This window comes from Butyricimonas muris (assembly GCF_046365375.1).
Classification (GTDB): domain Bacteria; phylum Bacteroidota; class Bacteroidia; order Bacteroidales; family Marinifilaceae; genus Butyricimonas; species Butyricimonas muris.
Window position 1 is genome coordinate 428,539 of record NZ_JBKEIT010000001.1, and the last position, 24,095, is coordinate 452,633.

Below are 24,095 nucleotides of genomic sequence, written 5' to 3' on the forward strand. Positions count from 1 at the left end.
ATAAAGGCTTAATAATTAACGGAAATAGAATAATCAACTATTCAGCTTATAATTGATAATAAATCCACTTCACAGCAAATCTATAAACCATTCTATTTTTTTGTCGCTAATCTTTATCAGTAACACGCAGTACCGGCGCACCTGTGTCCGGGGCTTTTCAATACTTGTTTATGGCACGCATGGACATCACGATGAATCCCTCTTTGGGTGAGGTAAACACCTCGACCGGTCTGGCCGGCAAGGTGTTCTACCCGTTTCGTCTGTCGGGAGAGCAGGACGAAAAACGGGTTCGCGGGGAGATTACCGTCCCGGCGGACTTCACCGTGCGTCGCCGTGGCGAACAGGGTTTCTACGTCCAAATCCCTTACACGCCACTCTACAAGGAGCTGCTCGTGCGCCTGCGTTTGGACACCGGGACGGGACATCCCGAATATGTCGTCAACTCCACGAACAACACCACCTGGTTTCCCGTGTATTTGCAGGACAGCGAGGGTGCGACGCAGGTCATACGGCTCTCCGAATACGAGACCATCAATGAAGAGGGCCGTTACCACCTTGTCCTTCGGGACGGCTGCCTGCTTCTCTATTCCGGTGACGACACCGATCTGGAAATCGGTGCCGCCAAATACCAGAACGAGGTGTTCCTGCTGAAAGCCTTTCCGGGAAACCTGTACCAGTATCCCACCACCGGAGTCGGGCTGATCGACTTCCTGCACGGCAACTTCGAGAACAACAACCTCGCTGCCAGACTGCAAGCCGAGTTCAAGGGCGACAACATGGTCATCATCAACGCCTACATGGACTCAATTACCGGAGAGCTCTTGTTAGAAACCGAAGAAAAGGAGGAACAGCATGGGTAAATATACCGTCACCGAAGGTCAGAACCTGTATGATGTAGCCCTGCACCTAACCGGTTCCATCGAGGGCATCGTGGACCTGCTGATCTGCAATCCCACGCTCTCTCTGGCCGATACGCTCCACAGCGGGGACGAGCTCTTCTACACGGACGATTTCGTCATCAATGCGGATGTGGTCGCCAGATACCGTCGGGAACAAATCGTCCCGGCCGGCGGAGAACGGAATGTCTATCCTAAATACCCGTCAGGCAAGCGCCGTCTGTGGTTCACGCTGGAAGCCGCACAAATCGCTACGGCTTTCTCCCTTTCCGGCAGCGGTACCGCCGAAATCGACTGGGGCGACAACTCCCCGTTGGAACCCGTAGTGTTGAGTTCCTCCGTGCGGCTTATCGAACACCGTTTCGACAACACGGTCGTCACGCCCCGGCGGGTACGCCTTTACGGGGACTTCACCCTTCAGAGCCTCGATCTGAGCGCGAGCGGTGCGCGTCGCATCCGTCTGTCCGAGCCGCTTCGCTGCGAGCGGTTCTCGCTTTGCGGCGGTGCGTGCCCGTTGGACTTCGCACCTCTGTTAGACGGTGTCTTCCGGATGGACCTCAGCCGCCAGAGCTGCGGGACACTGCTGCCGTTGGCGGAGTGCCGGCAACTGATGACGCTCGATCTGACGGATGCCGACATAAGCCGTGCTGCCGTCGATGAATACCTGATCCGGTTGGTTACCCATCATTACGGCCGCCGCAACTGCGACCTCACACTGCCTGTCGTTCCCTCCGGTACATACGCGGAACCCGTGCGGGATGCGACCGGTGTATGTGTTCCCGCCACTGGTCTGGAAGCCGTTTGGCTGCTCACTCACGAGGAGAGCTGGAACGAAGGCGGTGCCTGGGTCATCCGTACCCCTGAAAAATGCTATCGTTACACCCCCAATCAACCTTGAACCCATGAGCCGAACCCTGAAAGAAATATACGATGAAGCCGTCCGGGAGCGCAACAGGCGCATGGAGCTGAACGAGTTTTCCAGCGACTCGAAGCTCTCCATCCTGAACGGTATCACATGGACGGTTGCCGCCGTCATCCACAGCTTCGAGACCCTGCTCGACGTCTTCGCCTACGACATCTCCGAAACCATCAACCGGCGTATCAACGGCACTCCGGACTACTACGCCCGTGCCTTGCTCCAGTACCAGAAAGGCGACGAACTGACCGTCCGCGAAGACGGTCTGGCTTTCGGGTACGCCTCCGTGGACGAAAGCAAGCGTATCATCACGCAAGTGTCGTATGACGAGAGCAGCGACGACGTGAACCTCGACAGCAAGCTGGTCCTGAAAGTCGCCACAGGGGACAAGGGCAACCTGTCTGCCGTAGAGGAAGAGGAATTGGTACAAATTCGCGCCTATCTCGCCAAAATCAAGTTCGCCGGCACCCGTGTCGAGGTTACCTCCCTGCCGGGCGACCTCTTAGTGCCCCGGCTCTCCGTCTTCTGGGACGGCGCCATCTCCGAGGCGGAGGTGTTCGACAACATCGAAGAGAAGCTGAAGGAGTACATGATGAACATCGAGTTCAATGCCGTCGTCTATGTCTCCAAGGTCATGGAAGCCATCCGCTCGGCCGAGCATGTGACCGACGTGTGGATCGACGAAGAGGCCACGCCCCGGCAGGGTGTCTTTTTAGCCTGCCACAACAGCGAAGGAACCCTGATGCCAATGGAACGAATCGTCCGGATGCGGCATACCGCCTCCGGATACCTGCGCCAGTCCTCCGGGAAGGGCGACGAAGAGCAGATACCCAATTTCCGACAAGCCTTAAAACTCAGCGTCGATGGACAATAACAGATACCGGCTGCCGACCGACAGGCTCATCAACCGCCTGACCCCGCACTATTTGTCGGGGCGGCGTTACATCCTGCTGTTGCAGAGCCTCGTGTGGCCGCTGCAAAGCCTGAACGACCGTTTCTGCGCATGGGCACGGGAGCGGCAGATCGAGGCGCGCATGACCTCGCAGGTGATGTGGTTCGAGTGGTGGCTGAACTACCGGTTCCGCCGTTACTTCCGCGACGCATCCGATGTCATCCACATCACGGACAGCACACCGCTCGGCGTGGACCTCTACCACGAGGGCGCGACGGTCGGCAGGCCGTTCACGGTATGGTACGAGGGCGAGCAGGTCACGACGGATAGCGACGATGAAAATCCCCGGCCATTCCATCTGTTCGCCGAAGAGAAAGCCATTGCGAAAGTCAGCTTCATGGTATGCGTACCGTCCATCACCATCCCCACGCAGGAGTTCGTTTACATGCTTTCCTACGCGGTGAATACCTACCGCACGGCAGGCAAGACCTATCTGATCAAAATAGACGGCGAAGAGCTCAAACCCAATAAAACGAAATCATGAAAGAATTCATCGCGGAACCCGGCGGCCGTTACACCTACGCCGACGATATCATCAACTTACAGGACATGGTGCTGGCCATCGGCAGCCTATTAGACGGTTGTTCCAACTTCATCATCTCCGGCTGCCAGTGCCAAGGCGCCGTCATTACCCCCGGATACGTCTGGTTGGGCGGTAAAATCCGCCGTTTCGAGGGGTGTGCCGACGCTTCGTATCCGTACTACATCTACGAGAAAAACAGCAACGAGTCGGTCACTTACGCCAACGAAGTCAATAAACGCGGCCGAGCCTGCTACCTGGCTTCGGGCGGCCGCTCCGTGCCCGACACGGTCGATTCCGTTACGGGAGCCTTGCCGCAGTACATCGAGGTGACGGCCGACTATGCACCCCGGTTGGCGGATAAATTCTTCGGCCGCTACGCCCTGATGACCGACAGCCCCTTCGCCAGGCAGACCGTCCGCAAAGACCTCCTGCTGACCGGCACCCTGACCGTCGAAAAAGGCATCGAGAGCAAACATTCGCTGCTGGTTTCCCCGACAGGCAGCAAAAAGATTCTGCGGGGTTACTTTTCCGAAGCCTCCGTCGCCCGTCTCGAAGCCGGCACGAATGCAGCTCCTGTCGCCGCTGTCGTATTCGACTTGCTTAAAGGCAGCGTTACCATCGAAAGCAAAGGCGTTGTCGCCGCTACCTTCACGGAGCGGCTCTGCACCTTGTCCGACCTGCGCAGTGACACGGTGCGTGCCGGTTCGCTGTTCTTCACGGGGAACCAACTGAAAAACATCGCCGAGCGTAGTGACAAGGGAACCGTCCGTATCAACTACGACGGCTACGAGGAGGGCACGGCCTACTTCCGGAACTTCGAGGTGTACGACGGCAAACGGTGCACGCTGCCGCTGTTGCAGGTATGCGGTGCCGACAAACGGGTGGCGGTACATGCCGTGCTGGCCGTCGATTCGGCGCATGGCATCACGCTCTCGGACGCAGACCACGTCCTGACGGATGCCGCATTCGGCGGTACCATACGCTGGTGCGACCAGTCGGGAGCGGAAGCCGCCATTGTGGGCTATACCGAAGACAAACACCCTCATTTTTCCATCACCAACACGGCAGGCGGCATTCTGCTCGTCCCGAAAAACTTCGTCGATGTGCAGGGCGATTTGCAGGTAAACGGCATCTCCATCGCCAAGACCTACGCCACGCAGCAGGCCCTGACCGACGGACTGAACAAAAAAGTGGATGCCGTCGAGGGCAAGGGGCTATCGACCAAAGATTTCACCCAAGAACTCTACGACAAACTGAACGCCATCGCCAGCGGCAGCTTCGCCGGGGAGGACACGCCCCAGAGCGAGGGATACGTTACCACGACGCAGGTCGCCGCCGAACTCCGGAAAAAAGCCGACCGCCTGCTTGACGGTCTGGATGAGGGTGAGCGGCAGACCGCCGCCGGAAATCTGGGTGTCTATTCCAAGAAAGATGCGGACAGCCGTTTCGGCCGTCTTGCAGAATTGTTCCAGGACTACATCACCTTTTTGGTCCGTCAAGGAAAAAGTTCGGCCCAAGCCCAGCAGATGCTTCGGGAGAGGTTGGCCGCCGCCGGCAGCAAAGACCTTGCGGACAACTACGTGCGGCGGGATAAGAAATTGTCGGACCTCGCATTACCCGATGACGATGCCCGTAAGCTGGTCTGCAAAAATATCGGGGCTGCATACGCCGCCGACTACCAGCCCAAGCTGCTCGATACCGGCTGGCTCCAGATGTCGAACAGCGGTTCGGGAACCGATACCAGCAAACTGTTCGTGCGCCAGATCGGCAGCATCGTCTGCATACAGGGGCGTATCAACACCGCCCGGCGTGACGGCAGCAACGAGGGCGGCATCATCGCCGTCATTCCCAACAAGGTCGAGCCGCCCAAATACGGCTTGCGCACCACGATGGCACACTGGAACGACGACCACAAATACAACCGGGGCTCGTCCTTCACCATCGATGCCGGAAGCCGCTACGTCCGTATCTACGAACGGGGCATGTACAGCACGGAAATCAATATTCACTTTTCATACATGACGTAACATGAAAAAGCTCAACATCCAGCGCGACCTGAACAGCCGCGCCGCCATCAGCGAGAAACGCCGCCGCACGCACAGCGTCGCCCAGGCATCTGTCGAACCTGTAAAACCCGAAACACATGGCACAAGCGAAGAAACACCGGGGCGCGAGGATCACCCGCAAAGCGGAGCAGAACCCCGCAAAACGTCCCGGAAAGTCAGGAAGACCGAAGGGAACGTATAAACGTTACCTTTTCGAGGAGACCAAATTGGGATTCTTCCTCAAATACGAAGTCCCCGAAGTGTTCCAGCTCATCATGCAGTCGTTGCCGGCGGGCAGGCACCGCGCTCCGCCCTTGCCGCTGATCCGTATCGTCTGCTCGGCCTCGAAAGACCCGTCCCTGCGCAAGCCCAAGTTCCGGCGTTACATGGAGCTCTACGAACGGAACGGCCTCTATTGCCGCCGCGCTACCGTGATGACCCCTGCGAAGAAACCCTTCTACGACGAGATGCGGCGGCACAAATTGGAGAAATTCATCTGCCGGAACCGGAAACTTATTTCCGCCATCCGCCGCCGGATGGTCGAGGATGCCTCGAAGGTGGACACGTCGAGCCTCTATCCGGCGGAGCGCCTGCGCCTTCCGTGGCAGAACACTACGACGGGGAAAACCTGAAACGATTATTTGCAGGGCATAATAAACCGTTTGAAAACAGCGGGTTATCCACTTTTTCAGCAAACATTCAACCGTTTATTTTGCCCGCTCGTGAAAGGAGGCTATTTTTGTAAACACTTGAGTTGAATCCGCCCGTTCGGGCGGCGCATAGGGAAAGTGATAAACGGACCGGAACCGGCCGGCTTTCCATCCAGTTTCTAAATTGAAGAGCGGCGGTGCATCCGAACCCGTCCCTCGTCGTCTTTTAGATTCTTCGGCATTAGTAATTTTATCACTTTCAAACTATGCAAGACGAAAATCTTGAAAGAGAGAATCCGGTTTCCGTGGAGGACTTATTCCTTGCCTCGCAGGAGACCTATGCCCAGGCGCAACAGCGGGCGCAGGAAGAGAACAAGGCGTTCGCCCGCACCGAGTTCTTCCGCATGGACAAGTTGGGCGTGTACCGCCTGCGCGTGCTGCCCATCGCGCCGACCACCGACGGCGTACTTGCCCGTCCGGGTTACGAATTCCCCGTCCATCAACTGCTGCTCGAATTGGAGAAACCTTCCACGGGCGGCAAAGCCTCGTACCTGTACGTGACCGTCCCGCGAGCTACCGACGCCGGTTATCCGCTGGACCTGATCGACATCTACCGCAAGGCCGCCGTGGCGGAAGCCAAGGCACAGGGAGACGACAAACTGGCCGAGAAAATCGGGGGCGGCAGCTTCGGCGGCGGCCTCAAATACAGCTACGGCCACGCGCTCTACGTCCTCGACCTTGACGAACGGGCCAAAGGGCTCCAGCTTCTCACGCTCTCGCACAGCCAGTTCAAAGACCTCGACGAACGGAAATTCAAACTCTGGCAGAAGAAACTGGCCAAGAACCCCAACCATCCCTGTCCCGTGTGCTCGGTACACGATGCCTATCCGGTAGAAATCGAGAAGAAAAAGAACGGCGGCAAGACCGAATACCTCGTGAGCATCGACAACGAAAGCGACACCGACGTACTCTCGAAGGAGGAACTTTCGGCCTTGCTCTCCGCACCCCGCATTCCCGACATCATCTACCGCTACTCGCGCTATCAGGCCGAGGCGACCGTCGAGTACCTCAAGCAGTGCGATGCCCGTTACGGCATGGCCGTCATGGAGACGGACGAGATGAAGGAAGCCGTCGAAACCATCATGGCCGCCCTCCCGAAAGAGGATACCAGCTCCTTCTCGTTCGACAAACGCACGAAAGACAACAAGGACAACCCGGCGGCCGGAGCCGCCACCCTCGACGACCTGTTCGAGCGGTTCGACAGCTTGCAGGAGCAAGGATTGGGCGACCGCACCGAGCAGGGGCAGGAACTTCGCGGCCTTATCCGCGCCTACATCGAGCAGGAAGGTCTTCAGATCCGCGTGACCCGTTCGACCTCGAACAAAGACCTGCTGGATATGATCGAGGAGGCGATGCAGGGTCCCGTCCCTTCCGAAGAGGAGGAAGCACCCGAACCGCCGGCCGAGGAGGAACCCCGTCGCCGTCGCAGGTAAACAGACACGTAGCGTTATTCATTTCAGGGAAGGAGCAGCCTTGTGCTGCGCTTCCCTTTCCTACATCACATGCTTATGCCAAAGGAAAAGAACTATCCGTGTCTGTTGTTACTGAACGACATACACGTATCCAAAGATAACATACCCGAATTTACGGCCAACTGGCGGGAGGCCCTTGACATCTGCCGGAAGATGGACATCCGGGAGATTGCCCTCGGCGGCGACCTCTTTCTGAGCCGTGCCGCCCAGACCCTCGACGTGCTGCTGGCCGTGCACGACGCCCTGCTGCTGGCTGCCGAGTACGGTATGCGCGTCACGATGATCAACGGCAACCACGACAAGGTAAACCAGGAATCGCCGCGCGGTTATTGTCACATCTTCGACCAACACGACAACGTGCTGGTCGCGGACGACTACATCGCCTTGCCCTGTCCCGACGGGCAGCGGTTCATTCTGCACATGGTCGCTTACTTTCCGGAGAACGGCAGCTTTCCGGAGAAATTAGAGCGGGTGCGTCTCGACCCCGAACGGTTGAACTACCTGTACATCCATGAAGGCATCAACGGGGCACTGTCCCAGCCGTCCGACAACGAACTGCCCGTACACCTTTTCGAGGCTTTCGACAAAGTGTTCGTCGGGCACTACCACAACCGGTGCATCATCCCGAAAACCAAAATCGAATATATAGGGTCAAGCCGTCAGCACAACTTCGGCGAAGATGAAGAAAAAGGCTACACGGTCATCTACACCGACGGCACGCACGAGTTCATCAAGAACAAGGTGAACACGCGCTACAAGGTATTAGACGTGTCGGCCGAGCGGACGGGCCTGCACCTCATGGACGAGCTCAGGGAGATCGATGCCGACGGCCGTTACAAGGTCAAGGTGCGGGTCCATGCCCCGCAGGCGGCCATGAAATCGGTGAATAAGGCCGCGCTTTTGGAAGCCGGTGCCACCAAGGTAGAGCTTATAGCCGACGATGAAGAGATGCTCGAAGCCTCGTCCTCGTCGCTCTTCGAGAAATTCGACAGCCGCCGCATCCGCGAGACTTACGAGGAGTTCTGCCGCGAGAAGCAGATCGACGAGGTGACTGTCGGACTGGAATACTTATCTAAAATCGAGAACAGACCATGTGGAAACTGAAGACCATAGAGGCGGAAAACCTGTGCGCTTTCCGCCGCCTGTCGTACACCTTGCAGCAAGGTGTTACGACCCTGATATTCGGCGATAACCGTGACAACGACTCCCAGCAGTCGAACGGTGCCGGGAAATCCGCCCTTTTGGAGTGCATCGCCATCGGCATCACGGGCAGTCCGCTGCGTAAGATACGCTCCGAGGAGATTATCAACGATGCTGCCGAGGAGTGCCGTATCGACCTGCATCTGGCAAACGACGCTTCCAATGAGGAACTTGTCGTTTCACGCTGCATTCCCCGCAAAGGGACATCGACGGTTGCCTGCACGCTCCGGCGAGGCGGCAAGAACGTGGAGACGGACGAGGCCGTGCAGCCCTCGGTCGATGCCTATAACCGCTACATCCTCGACAAGTTAGGTGTCACGCGGGATGAGCTGCTGAACAACTTTATCCTCTCGAAATACCGTTACGAGGACTTCCTTTCGTCTTCCGACAAGGAGAAAAAGGAGATTATCAACCGCTTCTCGAACGGCATTCTCGTGGACGAAGCCATCGCCCGTGTCGAGGAGGACATCGAACCGCTCGGAAGCGAGCAGCAGCGGATAAACCTCGAACTGGCAGGCATCGACGGTCGTATCGAGATGTTGCAGGAGCAGATCGACCGCGAGACGGTAGCGGGCGAAGAGCGCGGGCGCACCCGTGCGACCCGCATTGCGGAGCTCGAAGCGTCCATCGCCTCTAAGCGGGAACAGATACGTGTCCGGAAAGCGTCGGCGGACGAAACCGACGGGACGATGGAGAAAGTCCGGCAGGCGGACGAAGCGTTGCAGGAGCTGGAATCCTCGGACACCTCGTTGGAAGAGTGCCTGAAAGCCATCGAAGCGTTTATGCCGCTCTTCACGAACACACGGCGCACGGACTGGGACCGTACCCTCCGGCTCAAAAAGGAGGATATGGAAATCGCCCGTGCCTCTCTTGCCAACCTCGATGCTGCGGTCAAACACGCCGAAAGGACGCTGGCGGAGAAACGTGCGGCATGGGAACAGTTCAAAAAGGATTACGCCGGTTTCTGCTCGCAGTACGAGGAACAGACGGCAGGCTATCAGTTGCGGTTGCAGGAGATAGACAGCCGGTTGCGCGACCTTGCCGGACGTCTGGACGAGCTGCGCCGCAAGCGCCGTACCGTCTCGGCAGGTATCGACGAGCTGTCCAACAAACTGGCGGGTTCGATTACCTGTCCCGCCTGCGGGCACGAGTTCCTGGTGGCTCATCCCGGATTCGACATCGAGGCGGGAACGAAGGAACTGCGTCTTCGCCAACAGCAACTCTCCGAGGTGAATGGTCGCATAGAAGCCGGGGAGAAACGCACCGAAGAGGTAGAGATGCAGCAGAACCGTATCCGCACCGAACGCCGCGACATGGAGAACGAGCATCGGGATTGGGAACAGAAGCTGTCGGAACACGAGCGTGCGGTGCGCGGTGCCACGAGCAGCGTCGAGGATGCGGAGCATAACCGTAAGCGCACCCAAGCCGGGATTGCCGCCATGCAGGAGGAGATCGACGGTATCCGCCGCAAGGTATTCGACGAAGTGTTCGGCTTCATCGACGAGCGGGGTGCCGCACTCGGTCGGGAGAAACGTAAAGCCGAGGAGGACATCCGTTCGGCGGAGTGTGCCGTGGACACCCTGAAAGAGACCATCCGTGAGGTAAACGAAGCCGCCGCGACCGACCTGACCCAGTCGCTTCGCGCTACGCTGAAACAGGAAAAACAACGCTCGATGGAGACCGCCCGACGCAAGTTCGACGTGGACGACAAAGTGCGGGCATTGGAAGTACAGCGGGAACGTTTCGTGCAGTTCAAGACCTACTTGGCCAACACGAAAATCGAGGCATTGAGCCACATCACCAACGAGTTCCTCGTCGGTATCGGCAGCGACATCCGCATCCGTTTCGACGGTTACACGGTGCTCAAAAGCGGCAAGGTGCGCGAGAAAATCTCCATTTCATTGCTGCGTGACGGCGTGGACTGCGGTTCGTTCGGCAAGTTCTCGGCAGGCGAAGCCGCCCGCGTGAATCTGGCGACAATCCTTGCCATGCAAAAGCTCGTCAACGCCAACTGCGACGACGAAAAGGGGCTGGACCTGCTCGTTCTCGACGAGATACTGGAGGCGGTGGACGAAGCGGGACTGGCGTCCATGTTCGAGGCGTTGAACGCCCTCGGCGGGACCGTGCTCGTCGTATCGCACGGGAATGTCGCGGAGGGTTATCCCAATAAACTGGTAATCGTCAAAGAGCATGGAGAATCGCGTATCGGATAATGTCGGCCGCGAACAGGTTTTGGCGTTGGATGTGGCGACCAAGACCGGCTATTACAGCCAGCATGAGAGCGGGACGTGGAACTTCACGGAGTCGAAACGCCGCAACGGCAACAAGATGCACGGCGCGTTCCGCGTCATGCTCATGGCCTTTATCCGCCGTTACGGTATCCGTTGGATCGTGGCCGAGGATGTGGCAGTGAACCGCCACTTCTACGACATGCGCCGCCTTGCAGAGCTGCGGGGTATCCTGCTGGAGGTCTGCGATGAACTCGACCTGCCGGAGCCCGAATTCGTGAACCCGGCCACGCTGAAGAAATTCGCCACCGGAGACGGGCGGGCGACCAAGGAGCAGATGATTCGCGCCTGCCGCGAGAAATACCGCTACGATGCACCCGACGACAACGCCGCCGACGCCTGCCACCTTTATCATTACTATATCCGCAAATATCGTATTTAAGAAGTTATGACAAACATTTATAGAATTGACGCACATAGAGTTGCTGACAGATTGAGATTCAGATTGAACCATCAATCCGTCGGCCTATGGAGCAACAGGAAAAGCCACTCCCGGAAGAGGAGTTAAAAAATATCGAACTGCGTACTGAGCTGTTCAACCGCTACATCCTGCCCAACAAAAATCTGGTGTACCGGCTCTGCATCCGTTACACCTACTTGCAGGAGAACATTGCAGACAATTACAGCGAGGCATTAGTGAACTTTTTCAAGTACATCACCACATACGATCCCCAGCGGAGCATTCTCAACTGGATACACATCGTGACCAAACGGTTCGTCATGGAGCAGAACCGCCGTCACGGCCGCCTGCCCGTTTCGGAAAACGTGGACGTCTATTCGCTGGCCTCGTCGCTGACCGATGAAGACGACACGCACGGCAACGCTATGGGTATGGAGAACTACCGGGAGTTTTACAACGATGACATTCTGAATGCCCTCGACTCGCTCAAACCCATCTACCGGGAGGCCCTGCTGCTTCAACAGGCGGGATACAAGTTGGAAGAGATCGTCGAGATTTCATACCGCAACGGCAACATGAAAAGCCGTAGCCTCGACACGATGAAAAGCCGGATTTTCCTGGCGAAACAGCAGATGCGCAAACTCATTACGCCCGATGGAGAGAAACGATAAAACCCGTGTGACGGTATCGCTGTTCGAGACGCTCGTGCGCCGGCTCATCGACGCTTCGTTCCGCTTTCCCGGCGGAGAGTCGGGACGGCGGATGGTGGCGGCCTGTTTGGAGCTCCTGCGTATCCACAGCGGCGGGGAGCTCTCCGACGAGCGTATCGCGGACTTCTGCATCTGTCAGGTGCATGCCATCAGCCGGTTTGACGGGAATTACTTGTCGTGCCGATGGATGCCGTCGCACTCCTTCGGACCCAAAGCTCGGGAGCGTTTTGCCGCCACCACACCGGTACGCCGTTACCACGAGGACCGATGGCTTCAGCAGGCCGGACTCAACCGCACCGCCTTGCCGCTGCTGCTCAAAGACCGGCGGGAACATCCCTTGTGGCAGTTCCTCGATCCGGCATACGAGGAGGCGACCAAACAACGGGCGGTGAACACGCCTGTGGGCTATTACGTCTGCGGTATTTCGACCTTGCTGTGGAATCCGTTCTCGGACGCTTGCCGGACATGCTCCCGTGCCGAGCTCTGCCGCAAGCGTACCGCCGCCCGTTATCCGGAACTCTACCGCTTGCGCCGTGAAGAAGCTGAAAGGAGGAGCCACCCATGAAAAACGCACCTGTCAATCCTTTATCGGCGGAGTTTCTCTACGAGCTCTATGCCGCTGCCCTGCGCTACGACACCTTGTGTGGCGTGGTGGCAGAGAACATGCGCACGGAATACCTGCCGGACCGCAGCTTCCAGAAAATTCAGGAGGTCATCGCCAACCACTACCGCACCTACAAATCCCCGCCGACGTATGCCACGCTCTCGCAGACATTCCAGGGCGACTACGACGCCATCGAGTTGTTGGAGACCTTCCGCGAGTACGAGGAGGAGAACACCAACACGGAATCCCTTACCGACTTGCTCGAAGGTTACATCAAGGGCGTGCGGTTGCAGAAAGTCTATACCGAGGTCGGCAAGCTCTACAACCAGAACCGTCAGGACAAGGCCGAGGCGCTGCTCGCCGAATATGCCGGATGGCTCTCATCGTTCACGCTCCGTACCACGGCATTCGTGGACGTGGCGAAAACCTTCCGGGAGCGCTTCGAGCACAACCGCCGCCGCGAAGCCGAGAGCCGCGAAAACCGACTGCCGCAGGTGTGCCGCTTCTACATCCCGTATCTCGACGCTCTGAACGGCGGCCGGAACCTTCGGGGGCAACTGACCTGTTTTCTGGCATCGACGGGTGTGGGCAAATCCCATCTGGCCAAGCACATCGGCATCCGTGCCGACATCGACGACGGGCTGCACGTGCTGCATTACCAGTTGGAAGGCTCCGAGCAGGAGGCGTTGGACGCCTATTCGGGCGGAATGATTTCCCGCAATGCCTACTACTTCGAGCAAGGGAAGATTTCCGACCGGGAGTTCAAGCACTTCGAGGAGCTGGTGATGAGCTACGCCGGCAGTATCACGGTGCGTTCGTTCCCGCGTTTCGCAGCCCGCATCTCGACGATGGACATCAAGAACGGCATTGCCGAATACCGCAAAATCAACGGCTACTCGCCCGATGTGGTCATCGTGGACTCGATGGACCTGCTCACCGACGCCACGCGCCGCCAGTGGGGAGCCGAGCACGAACGTTCCAAGCGCATCGCCGTGGCGAACGATCTCAAAGACCTGGCGGCGGACGAGAACGTGTGGATGGTAGTGACCTACCAGAGCACCATCGAGGACCGGGACTGGCTCAACAACGAGCGGAACGTGCTGACCGAATACAACTGTTCGGAGGCGAAGGGGCTGGCGCGTCCTTGTACGCACCTTATATCGCTCAACCAGTCGTCTGCCGAGCGGAAAGAGTGCCTGATGCGCCTGCATGTGGCCAAGAGCCGGTTCTTCCGGAAGGGCGACACCATCAAAATCGCCACTGACTACGACAACGAGGTGTTCTATGATCCGCAGCGGTCGATGGCGTTGCAGCAGATGGAAGACATCTAAAATGATAAAGGCTCCGATTAGGGAGCCTTTTGTCATCTAATAATTGAATCCGAAATGCCAAAGCGGTATCGTATTGCCGGAAGCGAACTCGATCAGGTAATGCGATATTCATAGAATTTATATTTTTTGTTCGCTCTCTATTTGTTTCATCGCCTTCATCGGGCATTTTCTCACGCATTTACCACACTCGATGCAAAGGTTGTAATCTATCACCGGAAAACCTTCGGAATCTTGTGAAATTGCTCCGACCGGACATGCTTTAATCAGCGGACAAATATGGTCGTGAGGGCAGATTTTCTTGTTTACTTGTATCATAGCCGTTTATTTTTTTGCAAAATTAGTCCAATAATTCTGTTCCACAAAATAGATTTTATCTAATTTTGCATCGAAATTATCGAACGTAATCCGACTTATATGACACTTCAGCAAATGGAATATATCGTGGCGGTTGACAAATACCGCCATTTTGCAAAAGCCGCGGAATCATGCGGCATCTCACAGTCAACCTTGTCATCGCTTGTTCAAAAATTGGAGAATGAGCTTGATGTAACCATATTTGACCGTAACAGCCATCCGGTGAAGCCGACCGCTGTCGGCGAAGAAATTATCAGCCGTGCAAAGCTGCTGTTGTTCAATGCAGCACAGGTTAAAGAGCTGGTGGCTACACGAAAAGGAGAATCTGTCGGGAAAGTGTCGCTCGGCATTACTTCTACGGTCGCTCCGTATTTATTGCCGAAAATGCTCAAATACCTGTCTGCCAATCATCCGGACATAGAATTGCATGTAGAGGAAGCACGGGTATCAACCCTTGTTTCACAACTTGAACGCGGAGAACTTGATATCGCGCTTTTGGCGACACCGCTTAATAACGACGAATTGTTGGAAATACCGGTCTATCAAGAGCGTCTCATGGCATACGTGTCTCCGAACGAGCCAATTTATAATGCCGCTGATTTGCAGACAGGCCGGCTTCCTGTGGAAAGCGTATGGGTGCTTCGTGAGGGCTATTGCCCCAATCGCGGTGTTTTTCCCTTTTGCAACTACAAGGCAGGGCGCCAAGCCGTTTATGAAGCAGGCAGTGTGGAGACACTGATAAAGATTGTTGACGAGAACGGAGGATATGCCATCATTCCGGAACTTCATGTACCGCTTCTTAGGAAATGCCAGCAAGCCAATGTCCGTGTTCTTACCAATCCCGAACCGAACCGTGAGATTGCCTTTGTGGTACATCGTAATTTCGTGCGTGAACGCCTGCTTAATATCCTTGCCGATGCTATCAGGACAGTTATTCCTCCTGCCATGATCAATAAGAGGCTTAAAAAATTCTCAATCACACTTTGATTGATAAAATCGATTAAGGTATCTGTTTTATAGCTTGTGCCGATGTGGGTAATTGCGTAACTTTGTTCCCTGAAACAATGAGTTAGAAAACACATGGCACATAAACAATTTTTTCGTTCTCTTCCTCAAAGGGGATTTCCACTATATTGGATACTATTGGTGTATCTTGTTGTCGGTTACTTTTATCCGGTAATCGGTTTCCTTGCTGTTATCTGTATGATAGCACCGGTCGCGTTTGCCGTGCGCAAAGGGCGATGGTGGTGTGGGAATGCCTGCCCCCGTGGAAATTTTTACGACCGGGTATTGGCGAAATACTCGCCGCACAAACCGATTCCGGCATTTGTACGCACCAAAGGATTCCGTATTTTCATGGTGATATTTATCTTCACCATGTTCGGCATACAGATGTACCGTGCTTGGGGCGACTGGAATGATATGGGACGGGTATTTTGGACGATTATACTGGTTACCACGATTGTTGGCGTGGCTCTTTCATTTATATATGCTCCGAGAACATGGTGCTCGTTTTGTCCGATGGGAACGCTGTCAGCGTGGGTGTCGCCTCGTAGCGGCAGGCTTCCCGACAGCTACCGCCGCATCATCGTAGGAGAAAAGTGTACTACAAAATGCAAACTCTGTTCTGCGGTATGTCCCATGCAGTTAAAGCCATACGAGAGCAGGAATGACGGAGACGGATTCCTCCATCCTGATTGTATCAAGTGCGGACGTTGCATCAAAGGATGCCCTCTGAAAGTTCCTGAAATGAAGCCTTAACTTACAAAAATAACGTAGGCTCTACGGTAGATAACATTAACATAAATAAAAATAGATTATGATGAAAATTGCAATTCCGACAAGAGAAAATGAGGTCGATGACCACTTCGGCCACTGCGAGTATTACACTGTCTTGACAATAGGGCAAGACAATCGAATCCTGAGTAACGAGATTATTCCTTCTCCCCAAGGATGCGGATGCAAGTCCAACATAGCAGGAGAATTGGAGAAGATGGGGGTCAATGTGATGCTGGCTGGGAATATGGGACAAGGAGCCTTGAATGTCCTTACTTCCCACAACATAAAAGTAGTAAGAGGCTGCTCCGGGAATATCCAGCATGTTGTAACCGATTATCTGAACGGAAAAATCACAGATTCCGGTATAGGTTGTTCATCCCATGAACATCATGAATGTCATCATGGGCATCACCATGAACATAATAATAAGGAGTGATGTTAAAGAACAAAATGCCGGTCAATATTGCCATTGACCTTGCCATGTTGATTGCAATAGCATTGGTCAGCATAAGCGGTTTCATCTTGGAAGTTGTCATTCCTTCCCGCCATGCCGTCAGATTTCAAGGTGCCGATTCATGGTGTTCGCATTTGTGTGGATTGGGAAGGCATGGCTGGGGCGATGTCCATTTATGGGCAGGGGTAGCTTTGCTTGTTCTGCTTGCCGCACACATTCTGTTGCATCTGAACATAGTATCGGCTTTCTTTAAGAAGAGATGTCCGAACCGGACATTACGGATGGCACTTTATGTGTTTTTATTGATGCTATTGCTGATAACGATAGTGCCTTGGTTATCTTTATTTTAGCATTTCGGAATAGCGGCATCCGTTTTAATAGTTAACGAATAAACCAACGATTCAGAAAATACAATCTCCTTTAACTCCAACAAAAGAAGCATTAAGCGAAAATTATAAACAGAGAAGGCTCCCGTGAAGGAGCCTTCTTGCATCTTTTTTATAGTGCAGATATCGTGACCTGCCGATACGGGCACTGATTAGATGCTGCAAATATACGGAAATTGCTCATAAGTTGAGCAATAACGTGTGTACAATTGCTCAATTAGTGAGTAATTCCGTACCTGATAGCACAGTTCCTATCATCGCATGAAAGAAACTAAATATTTTTCCATGATACGACCTTGCCATCTGATGTCTGCATCGACTTATCTCCTCCATAAATTACCGTTTTTCGATCAGGATCAGCCCCGGAAAGTTTACTCCAATAATTGAGCCCTTTGAAATATTCTTTGGAAAAGGTCGCTCCGGACTTGATTTCGTAGGCATACTGACAATCAGCTTCCGTTTGAATCAGATCCACTTCATTGCCTGCGCTATCATGCCAGAACGAGAGAGCCGGTTCCAATCCCCGATTATAGTCCCGTTTGAGAAATTCGTTGATGACCATATTTTCAAACAACCCGCCTCGCAGATAATGTGAATCGAGTTGTGATACATTTCTTATTTCCAAAAGGGAACAAGCCAGCCCCGTATCATAGAAATAGAGTTTGGGCGATTTTACGAGACGTTTGGAGAAATTGTTGTAGTCGGGACGCAGGAAATAAAGGATATAGCTCTCCTCCAGAATCGAAAGCCACGCATCGACTGTCGGAGCGGTCACACCACATTCGACAGCCAAAGAAGCCTTGTTGAGCAACTGACCGATACGTCCTGCGCACAATTTGATGAGTCTGCGGAACTTTGAAAGATCGCCGATGGCCTTCATCTGTCGGACATCACGTTCTATATAGGTCTTGATATAATTCGGATAATAGTCCGTCGGGTCGATACTGCGGTCATAGATACTCGGATAGGCTCCACTGAAAATCTCACTGTTGGTCGTTTCGGGCAAAATGCCCGCATTGCGCATCTCTTCATGGGAGAACGGTAGCAAAGTCAAAATGCCGACTCGGCCGGCAAGAGACTGATCAACGGCATCCATCAGTTCCGTATTCTGCGAACCGGTCAGAATATACATCCCCATCCGATGTTCCTGGTCCGTGTGCGTTTGAAGATAGGAAAGCAGTGTAGGAACACGCTGAACTTCGTCAATAATCGTATGAGACGGATAGGTAGCAATAAAACCTCGCGGATCTTCGGTCGCAAACTCACGGTTATCCAAATCCTCCAGTGATACACGTTTATAATCCGGAAAGGTCAGTTCGGCCAAAGTTGATTTGCCGGACTGTCGCGGTCCGGTAATAGTCACAAAAGGATACTTTGTTGCCAGTTGAAGTAACTTGGCTTGTTGGGTGCGCTCTATCATATCGTCGTTATTTTTATGCAAAAATAAAATTGAATTTTATAATTGCAAAATATATACCTGTTTTTTTGTCGGAAAACGCAAAATGTTTTGGCGGCAATTTGTCGGGAAATAGGAAATCTCGCTCGAAAGAGAAATAAAAGACGGCTTTTGCCAACCCAACGCCACTGCGGCGGGCTATTTCTTTATATGTACATCACAGGGAAAGAATATGACTTGCTTGTGACCGAGCTCCGGGCGGAACTCGGGGCACGGACGGACGGCGGCGGGAAGAACCTTATCGCGCGGTGTCCGTTCTGCGGCAAGGACGGAAAATTCGGGGTCTATATCGGTAAGGAGACCGCCCGTAAGAAACCTTTCATGGCGCACTGCTTCTCGTGCGGACGCTCGACCACGACTTTGGGCAAGTTGCTCGAAAGCCTCGGCCGGATGGACCTGCTGCCGACGGAAACGGTGGCTTTCGACGAGCCGCTTCCCAATGTGCTGTTCCCGTTGGAGGATGCGGAGGAAGAGGTCGATGACGAGTTGGGCATCGTATCCCTTCCGGAATACTGGCGGCGCACCTTTACCCATCCTTATCTGCAAAGCCGGGGATTTACCTACGACGATTACGACCGCTTTCCGGTGGGCACCACCTGCCGGCTGAACCGCCGCTGGGACGACTACGTGATCTTTCCCGTCATCGACGCGGGCGACACGGTGGGTTACGTGGCCCGCCATACGTGGAGCAAGGAGGAAATCGACCTCCATAACCGCCGTGCCGCACGCAACGGGGGCTACAAGATGCTGCGCTGGCGCAACTCCACCGAGAACGACTTCGTGAAGCTGCTCTATCATTACGACGGTATCGTGGAGGGCGAAACCGACACGGTCATCCTGACCGAAGGCATCTTCGACGTGGTCGCCCTGACCCGCAAATTAGACCTGTACGACAACCGACGTATCGTCGCCGTCGCCACCTTCGGGAAGAAAATCTCCCGCACCCAAATCTACAAACTCCAGACGAAAGGCGTCCGCACGGTGGTCATCGGTTACGACGGCGATGCCGTGGAGGCCGTCAAACACACCGCCTCGGAGCTCTCCGCCTATTTCGAGGTCTTCGTGGCGGACATTCCCGATCCGGAGAAAGACTGGGAAGACCTGACGGCGGAAGAGATTTACCGTGTTTTCGCCTACGGGTTGAAAACGCCTGTCGAATATCAACTCACCAAGATACAACAGAAATAGCATGAACGAATTACATGAATGGCTGAAAGCGCACCGCATCGCTTACCGGCCCATAGACCGTGAAGTGGTCGAAATTGAAGGGCTCGGCAAACTGTTCCTCGCGGACCTTTCCGGGGTGGAGTCGATTTTCCGTGTGCGAGGCGCAGAGGTGGAATTCAACCTGATGGAACATCCGGAGGTGCTGCTGTCCGAGGGCATCGAATACGTCGTCTTCCCGTTCGGGGACAACTGGTACTACTACTCCCTCCGGGAGGGCTTCGCTCTGAACATCCTCAAATACGTGGGTCGGCGAGTTCCCTGTAAGCGGAAAACCCCGTTCGTGAACTTAGGTGTCCATACGCCCTACGAACTGCTCAATGCCTCGGGCGACGTGTCGCAGTGGGTGCGGAAAGCCGCATGGATGGGCCATACCGCCCTCGGCATCTGCGACCGGAATACGATGGGTGCGACGCTGGCGTTGCAGAAAGCCTGCGACAAGGCCGGCATCCGTCCCGTCATCGGATACACCTGCACGCTGGCGCACGAGAGCGAAAAGGTGGAGGTAAAAATCTACTGTCAAAGCCAGCGCGGACTCAGGAATCTGCTGCGCATCCAGAAAGCCGTCATGGTGGATGCTGCGGACGCGACCATTCCGCTTCCCGAACTGCTCCGCCGCGGCGAAGGGAACGTATTGGTGTTCGGCAAACTCTCGCCGTGCTGGATGGAAAATAACCTACATGCGGTGAAAGCCCTGCGGGAGACCTTCGATAAGGTGTTCTACCAGGTGGACCTGTCGGAGTACAAGGCCGAACGGCTGGATGCCGAGGTGCTGAAGGCGACCGCCCATTTCTTCCACACCTTCTACGACGAGCGGAACGACAGTTTCTTAGTGGAGCCGATACTCATCACCGACTGCTACTATCCGGACAAGGACGATGCCCGCACGAAAACCGTGCTCAACAAAATCGCCACGGGTGCCGCCCATGCCCAGAGCGACGACCAATACTTCAAAGACATCGACGAGCACTATACCGCCGTCCGTGCGCTTTTCGACGGCGAGCGGTGGAACACGGACGCGCTCTTCGAGCGGATGTGCCGCCACACGGTGGAGATTGCCGAGGGTGCCGAAGCCCGTTACCAGACCGAGCGGAACTACATGCCCCGCTACGACATGACGGCGGAGGAGCGGCAGCGTTACGGCGATACGCATACGATGTTCCTTTCCCTGCTCGAAGAGGGTTTTTCCAAACTGGTACCCGCCGAACAAAAGGACAAGTACAGGAAGCGACTCGATAAAGAGATCTACATTCTCGAATCTACAGATAACATTGACTACATGCTCGTGCAGTACGATACGGTAAACTGGGCACGTCGCAACGGTATTCTTGTGGGGTGCGGGCGCGGTTCGGCAGGAGGTTGTCTGGCTTTGTACCTGTTGGGTATCACGCTTATCGACCCCATCCGGTACAACCTGCTCTTCGAGCGTTTCCTGCTGCCCGAGCGTGCCGGGCTCTATCCGGCCAAAGCGACCAAACTTGTCGGAACGATTGCATCTACGAGCTACGTGAAACTATGTTTGAGTAATGGTCAGACAGTGCTTTTTGACCGCGATGCCCGGTTGGCGGTACGCCGTGGCGAAAAACAGATCGAGGTCTATGCCGATGAGCTTCGGGAGGGGGATGATATCCTGTTCGACAATCGGGATTTACTATTTGAAATCAACAAAGATATGCGATATGGAAGATGAAATATGGAAAGATATACCCGGTTACGAAAAGTGTTATCAAGTCAGTAATTTCGGGCAAGTACGAAGCCTGGACAGGATAGTGCTCGTGCAGAATAGAAAAGAACGTCTGCTCAAAGGCCATATCCTGACTCCCGCTCAAGGCAGAACATCCCCTTATTTTCAGGTACAATTAAGTACACGAAACAACACCAGACACTTTCTGATTCACCGGCTTGTCGCCAGTGCTTTTTTACCGGATTGGAATTCAGTCCTGGAAGTCAATCATAAAGACGGCAATAAACTGAACAACAGAGCCGATAATCTCGAAATGTGCACGCGGAAAGAAAACTATCGACATGCCATAGAACAGAATCTGAAAAGAGATTACGGTGAGAACCATGCCCACGCGAAATTAACAAACGAGGAGGCTTGTCAAATTCGGTTATTACACTATCTGTGGGGTATCCGCCAAGTCGAACTGGCCGGTATGTTCGGCGTGTGCAAACAGGCAATATGCAACATCGTGAACAATAAAACCTACGTCCGATGAAAATAGAATCAATAAGGAAGATTGAATCCCGGCACATTGTAAAAGCGTATGATTGTGAGGTCGGTGACGGTTATCTTCAAGGTTCCGGTAAAACCATGAGCGACGTGGACATCGACTTCCAGTCCGACCGCCGGCAGGAGGTCAAGGAGTATTTGGAGCGTCGGTACAACACCGACGGGCGACAGCAGGTCTTCTCCGCCGGTACGCTCACGACCCTCAAAATGAAAGCCGTGCTGAAAGATGTCAGCCGCGTACACCGTGTGCCGGTCAGTGTGGTGAACTACATCACGGCCATCTTCGGGGACGACAACATGACCTGGACCGACCTGTTCAAGTTGGCCGCCACCAACAAGAAAGTCCGGGACTTCATCCTACGGTACCCGAGGGTCATCGAGGACATCCGCCCGCTTATGGGTCAGCCCCGTTCCGGTTCCGTCCATGCCTCGGCCATCATCATCACGCCCAAGCAGCAGGACGGCGAGCCGATGGAGTGCTTCGACTACACGCCCATCAAGAAAGTGGACGACCTGCTCATTTCCGAGCTGGACGGATACTCCATCGACGAGGTCGGGTTGCTGAAAAACGACTGTCTCGGCATCAAGGAGCTGTCGAAAATACAGGCGGTCATCGACATCTGCAACCGGGAATACGGTGCGGGGCTCTCCTTCGAGGGTATCGTGCGCAGCGGCTTGGACGACGAGAAGACCTTCCGTATCCTGTCGGAGGGCTACACGCAGAACGTCTTCCAGTTCTCCTCGCCGGGCATGACCCGCTTCCTGCAAGACATGCGGCCGCAGTGCATCGGCGACCTGATTGCCGCCGGAGCGTTGTACCGTCCGGCGACGCTCGATTCCGGTTCGGCCGAAAAATACCTGCTCTGCCGCCGTGAGGAAGTGGCCCCCGTTTATTTGTGGGGAACCTACGATGCCTTGAAAAACACTTACGGCGTACTGGTCTTTCAGGAACAGCTCGCCCAGATGGCGCGTGAAGTCGGCGGTTTCTCGCTGGCCGAGGGCGTGCGGCTGCTGAAACTCATCTCCAAAAAGAAAATCGATGTCATCCGCGCCATGAAGGAGAAGTTCATGACGGGAGCTGCCGCCAAAGGGTGTCCCAAAGAAGATGCGGAACACATCTGGGAAATGATCGAAGCCGGCGGCGGTTACCTGTTCAATGCCAGCCATGCCACCGCTTATGCCGTCACCAGCTACGTGGGAGCCTATCTCAAAGCCAACTATCCGACAGCGTTCTACACCGTGGCATTGCAGTGGGCCGACGACAAAGAAATCCCGTTGCTGATGTCCGAGATGGAGCTCTGCTCGAAAGCCCGCATCGTGCCGCCCGAAATCAACACCTCCCGGCAGGTATTCTTCACCGACTACGGCACGGATGAAATCTTCTGGTCACTCGGCCGCATCAAACAGCTCGGAGCCAAAGCCGTTGCCTGCATCGTCGAGGAACGCGAGAAAAACGGTCCTTACACCTCCATCGAGCACTTCATCCACCGGATATTCCGGTACAAATTGAAGAAATACGCCTACTGGGACGACCCCGACAATGCTGAAGAATCCGTGCGGGTACCGGTCAATGCCCGGCATGTGCGGAACATGATTCTGTCTGGATGCTTCGACAAAGTGGAAGGTATCGGTACGGTGACGGAGCGTTACGGTCTGCTTGCCCGTGCAGCGGCAGAATTAGGCTTCACGCTTTCGGAGAAAGACTTCCCCGAGGAGCTGGTCGGGCGGCATTACTTTTGGAGCCGCCAGCAGATTGCCGTGTCGGGCATCGGTTCGGTGGACTACCGCCGCATCTTCGAGGCATCCGAAGCCCGTGCGCTCGTGAAAGGCAAAGCCTCCTACCTGAGTCTGCACGACGTGCTCGACCCGGCCAGCGACGGACGGCGTGCCGCCGTATGCGCCTCCGTCACGGAGCTGTCCGAGCACACGTACAAAGACCGGACGAGCGGCGAACGCAAGCGGTTTATCAAGCTGACGCTCCAGCAGAATAACGACGTGGCGGAGATGGTCTGCTGGAGCGAGACCTGCGAAGCCCATCGGGAGGAAATCTCCGCACTGAAAGACCGTATCGTCATCGTGTCGGGGATGGTCAAGTACAGCGACTATTCCGGCACAAACAACCTCCAAAGCACCAAATCGACTATCATTCATATCGTATGAGA

22 protein-coding genes and 1 pseudogene are annotated in these 24,095 nt (G+C 54.9%); 21 read left to right on the top strand and 2 right to left on the bottom strand.

Translation table 11 applies throughout. The features are described 5' to 3' along the window. The first annotated feature begins 170 nt into the window (after window positions 1-170). The 13 genes from ACK8P8_RS01840 to ACK8P8_RS01900 all read left to right on the top strand — a co-directional run bounded on the left by ACK8P8_RS01840 (window position 171) and on the right by ACK8P8_RS01900 (window position 14,047). Window positions 171-860: a hypothetical protein gene (locus ACK8P8_RS01840; RefSeq protein WP_410025465.1), complete on the top strand. Its 690-nt coding sequence runs from the start codon at window positions 171-173 to the stop codon at window positions 858-860. Continuing rightward, on the top strand, window positions 853-1,794 hold the full coding sequence (locus ACK8P8_RS01845) for a hypothetical protein (protein ID WP_410025466.1): 942 nt from the start codon (window positions 853-855) through the stop codon (window positions 1,792-1,794). The genes ACK8P8_RS01840 and ACK8P8_RS01845 overlap by 8 nt, the downstream gene beginning before the upstream one ends. 4 nt (window positions 1,795-1,798) lie before the next feature. Beyond that, window positions 1,799-2,686 (top strand): hypothetical protein, encoded by an 888-nt coding sequence (locus ACK8P8_RS01850; protein WP_410025467.1) that lies wholly within the window; start codon window positions 1,799-1,801, stop codon window positions 2,684-2,686. Beyond that, complete coding sequence (locus ACK8P8_RS01855; RefSeq protein ID WP_410025468.1) at window positions 2,676-3,248, top strand: hypothetical protein; 573 nt, start codon at window positions 2,676-2,678, stop codon at window positions 3,246-3,248. The genes ACK8P8_RS01850 and ACK8P8_RS01855 overlap by 11 nt, the downstream gene beginning before the upstream one ends. Beyond that, complete coding sequence (locus ACK8P8_RS01860) at window positions 3,245-5,314, top strand: hypothetical protein (RefSeq protein WP_410025469.1); 2,070 nt, start codon at window positions 3,245-3,247, stop codon at window positions 5,312-5,314. Before ACK8P8_RS01855 ends, ACK8P8_RS01860 begins: the two co-directional genes overlap by 4 nt. Window positions 5,315-5,430: 116 nt before the next feature. After that, window positions 5,431-5,964 carry a hypothetical protein gene (locus ACK8P8_RS01865; protein ID WP_410025471.1) on the top strand — a complete coding sequence of 178 codons (534 nt, stop codon included), beginning with the start codon at window positions 5,431-5,433 and terminating at the stop codon, window positions 5,962-5,964. A gap of 284 nt (window positions 5,965-6,248) precedes the next feature. Next, entirely contained in the window at window positions 6,249-7,475 is a 1,227-nt protein-coding gene (locus ACK8P8_RS01870) for a hypothetical protein (protein ID WP_410025472.1), read from the top strand. Window positions 7,476-7,550: 75 nt separating this feature from the next. Next, window positions 7,551-8,618 (top strand): metallophosphoesterase family protein, encoded by a 1,068-nt coding sequence (locus ACK8P8_RS01875; RefSeq protein ID WP_410025473.1) that lies wholly within the window; start codon window positions 7,551-7,553, stop codon window positions 8,616-8,618. After that, the gene (locus tag ACK8P8_RS01880; protein WP_410025474.1) at window positions 8,606-10,927 is read left to right on the top strand and encodes an SMC family ATPase; all 2,322 of its coding nucleotides are present in this window, start codon (window positions 8,606-8,608) and stop codon (window positions 10,925-10,927) included. The genes ACK8P8_RS01875 and ACK8P8_RS01880 overlap by 13 nt, the downstream gene beginning before the upstream one ends. Next, window positions 10,905-11,384 carry a hypothetical protein gene (locus ACK8P8_RS01885; RefSeq protein WP_410025475.1) on the top strand — a complete coding sequence of 160 codons (480 nt, stop codon included), beginning with the start codon at window positions 10,905-10,907 and terminating at the stop codon, window positions 11,382-11,384. The genes ACK8P8_RS01880 and ACK8P8_RS01885 overlap by 23 nt, the downstream gene beginning before the upstream one ends. An 86-nt stretch (window positions 11,385-11,470) precedes the next feature. Then, entirely contained in the window at window positions 11,471-12,073 is a 603-nt protein-coding gene (locus ACK8P8_RS01890) for an RNA polymerase sigma factor (RefSeq protein WP_410025476.1), read from the top strand. Further along, a complete protein-coding gene (locus ACK8P8_RS01895; RefSeq protein ID WP_410025477.1) occupies window positions 12,057-12,677 on the top strand; it encodes a hypothetical protein in 621 nt (206 codons plus the stop codon). Before ACK8P8_RS01890 ends, ACK8P8_RS01895 begins: the two co-directional genes overlap by 17 nt. Next, window positions 12,674-14,047, top strand: coding sequence for a DnaB-like helicase C-terminal domain-containing protein (locus ACK8P8_RS01900; protein WP_410025478.1), 1,374 nt, complete (start codon window positions 12,674-12,676; stop codon window positions 14,045-14,047). Before ACK8P8_RS01895 ends, ACK8P8_RS01900 begins: the two co-directional genes overlap by 4 nt. A 117-nt stretch (window positions 14,048-14,164) precedes the next feature. Here the strand turns inward: ACK8P8_RS01900 and ACK8P8_RS01905 are convergent, their stop codons facing one another. Then, window positions 14,165-14,362 carry a 4Fe-4S binding protein gene (locus ACK8P8_RS01905; protein ID WP_410025479.1) on the bottom strand — a complete coding sequence of 66 codons (198 nt, stop codon included), beginning with the start codon at window positions 14,360-14,362 and terminating at the stop codon, window positions 14,165-14,167. A 99-nt stretch (window positions 14,363-14,461) separates the two neighbouring features. Between ACK8P8_RS01905 and ACK8P8_RS01910 the strand changes: the two genes are divergently transcribed. The 4 genes and pseudogenes from ACK8P8_RS01910 to ACK8P8_RS01925 all read left to right on the top strand — a co-directional run bounded on the left by ACK8P8_RS01910 (window position 14,462) and on the right by ACK8P8_RS01925 (window position 16,984). Next, entirely contained in the window at window positions 14,462-15,388 is a 927-nt protein-coding gene (locus tag ACK8P8_RS01910) for a hydrogen peroxide-inducible genes activator (RefSeq protein WP_410025480.1), read from the top strand. Between the two features lie 93 nt (window positions 15,389-15,481). Then, window positions 15,482-16,162 carry a 4Fe-4S binding protein gene (locus tag ACK8P8_RS01915; RefSeq protein ID WP_410025481.1) on the top strand — a complete coding sequence of 227 codons (681 nt, stop codon included), beginning with the start codon at window positions 15,482-15,484 and terminating at the stop codon, window positions 16,160-16,162. Window positions 16,163-16,185: 23 nt separating this feature from the next. Then, window positions 16,186-16,616: pseudogene (locus tag ACK8P8_RS01920) on the top strand (NifB/NifX family molybdenum-iron cluster-binding protein); the annotation flags it as partial. Next, the gene (locus ACK8P8_RS01925; protein WP_410025482.1) at window positions 16,616-16,984 is read left to right on the top strand and encodes a DUF4405 domain-containing protein; all 369 of its coding nucleotides are present in this window, start codon (window positions 16,616-16,618) and stop codon (window positions 16,982-16,984) included. The pseudogene ACK8P8_RS01920 and the gene ACK8P8_RS01925, both read left to right, overlap by 1 nt. A gap of 307 nt (window positions 16,985-17,291) precedes the next feature. Here ACK8P8_RS01925 and ACK8P8_RS01930 read toward each other — a convergent pair whose 3' ends face one another. Beyond that, complete coding sequence (locus ACK8P8_RS01930) at window positions 17,292-18,440, bottom strand: ATP-binding protein (RefSeq protein WP_410025483.1); 1,149 nt, start codon at window positions 18,438-18,440, stop codon at window positions 17,292-17,294. Window positions 18,441-18,626: 186 nt separating this feature from the next. On the opposite strand from ACK8P8_RS01930, the gene ACK8P8_RS01935 reads away from it, so the two are divergent. The 4 genes from ACK8P8_RS01935 to ACK8P8_RS01950 are packed head-to-tail and all read left to right on the top strand — an operon-like array spanning window position 18,627 to window position 24,093. Beyond that, window positions 18,627-19,664: a toprim domain-containing protein gene (locus ACK8P8_RS01935; protein WP_410025484.1), complete on the top strand. Its 1,038-nt coding sequence runs from the start codon at window positions 18,627-18,629 to the stop codon at window positions 19,662-19,664. Between the two features lies 1 nt (window position 19,665). Further along, window positions 19,666-21,390 (top strand): PHP domain-containing protein, encoded by a 1,725-nt coding sequence (locus ACK8P8_RS01940; RefSeq protein WP_410025485.1) that lies wholly within the window; start codon window positions 19,666-19,668, stop codon window positions 21,388-21,390. Beyond that, on the top strand, window positions 21,380-21,919 hold the full coding sequence (locus tag ACK8P8_RS01945) for an NUMOD4 domain-containing protein (protein ID WP_099290225.1): 540 nt from the start codon (window positions 21,380-21,382) through the stop codon (window positions 21,917-21,919). Before ACK8P8_RS01940 ends, ACK8P8_RS01945 begins: the two co-directional genes overlap by 11 nt. Beyond that, window positions 21,916-24,093: a helix-hairpin-helix domain-containing protein gene (locus ACK8P8_RS01950; protein WP_099290224.1), complete on the top strand. Its 2,178-nt coding sequence runs from the start codon at window positions 21,916-21,918 to the stop codon at window positions 24,091-24,093. Before ACK8P8_RS01945 ends, ACK8P8_RS01950 begins: the two co-directional genes overlap by 4 nt. Window positions 24,094-24,095 lie beyond the last annotated feature (2 nt).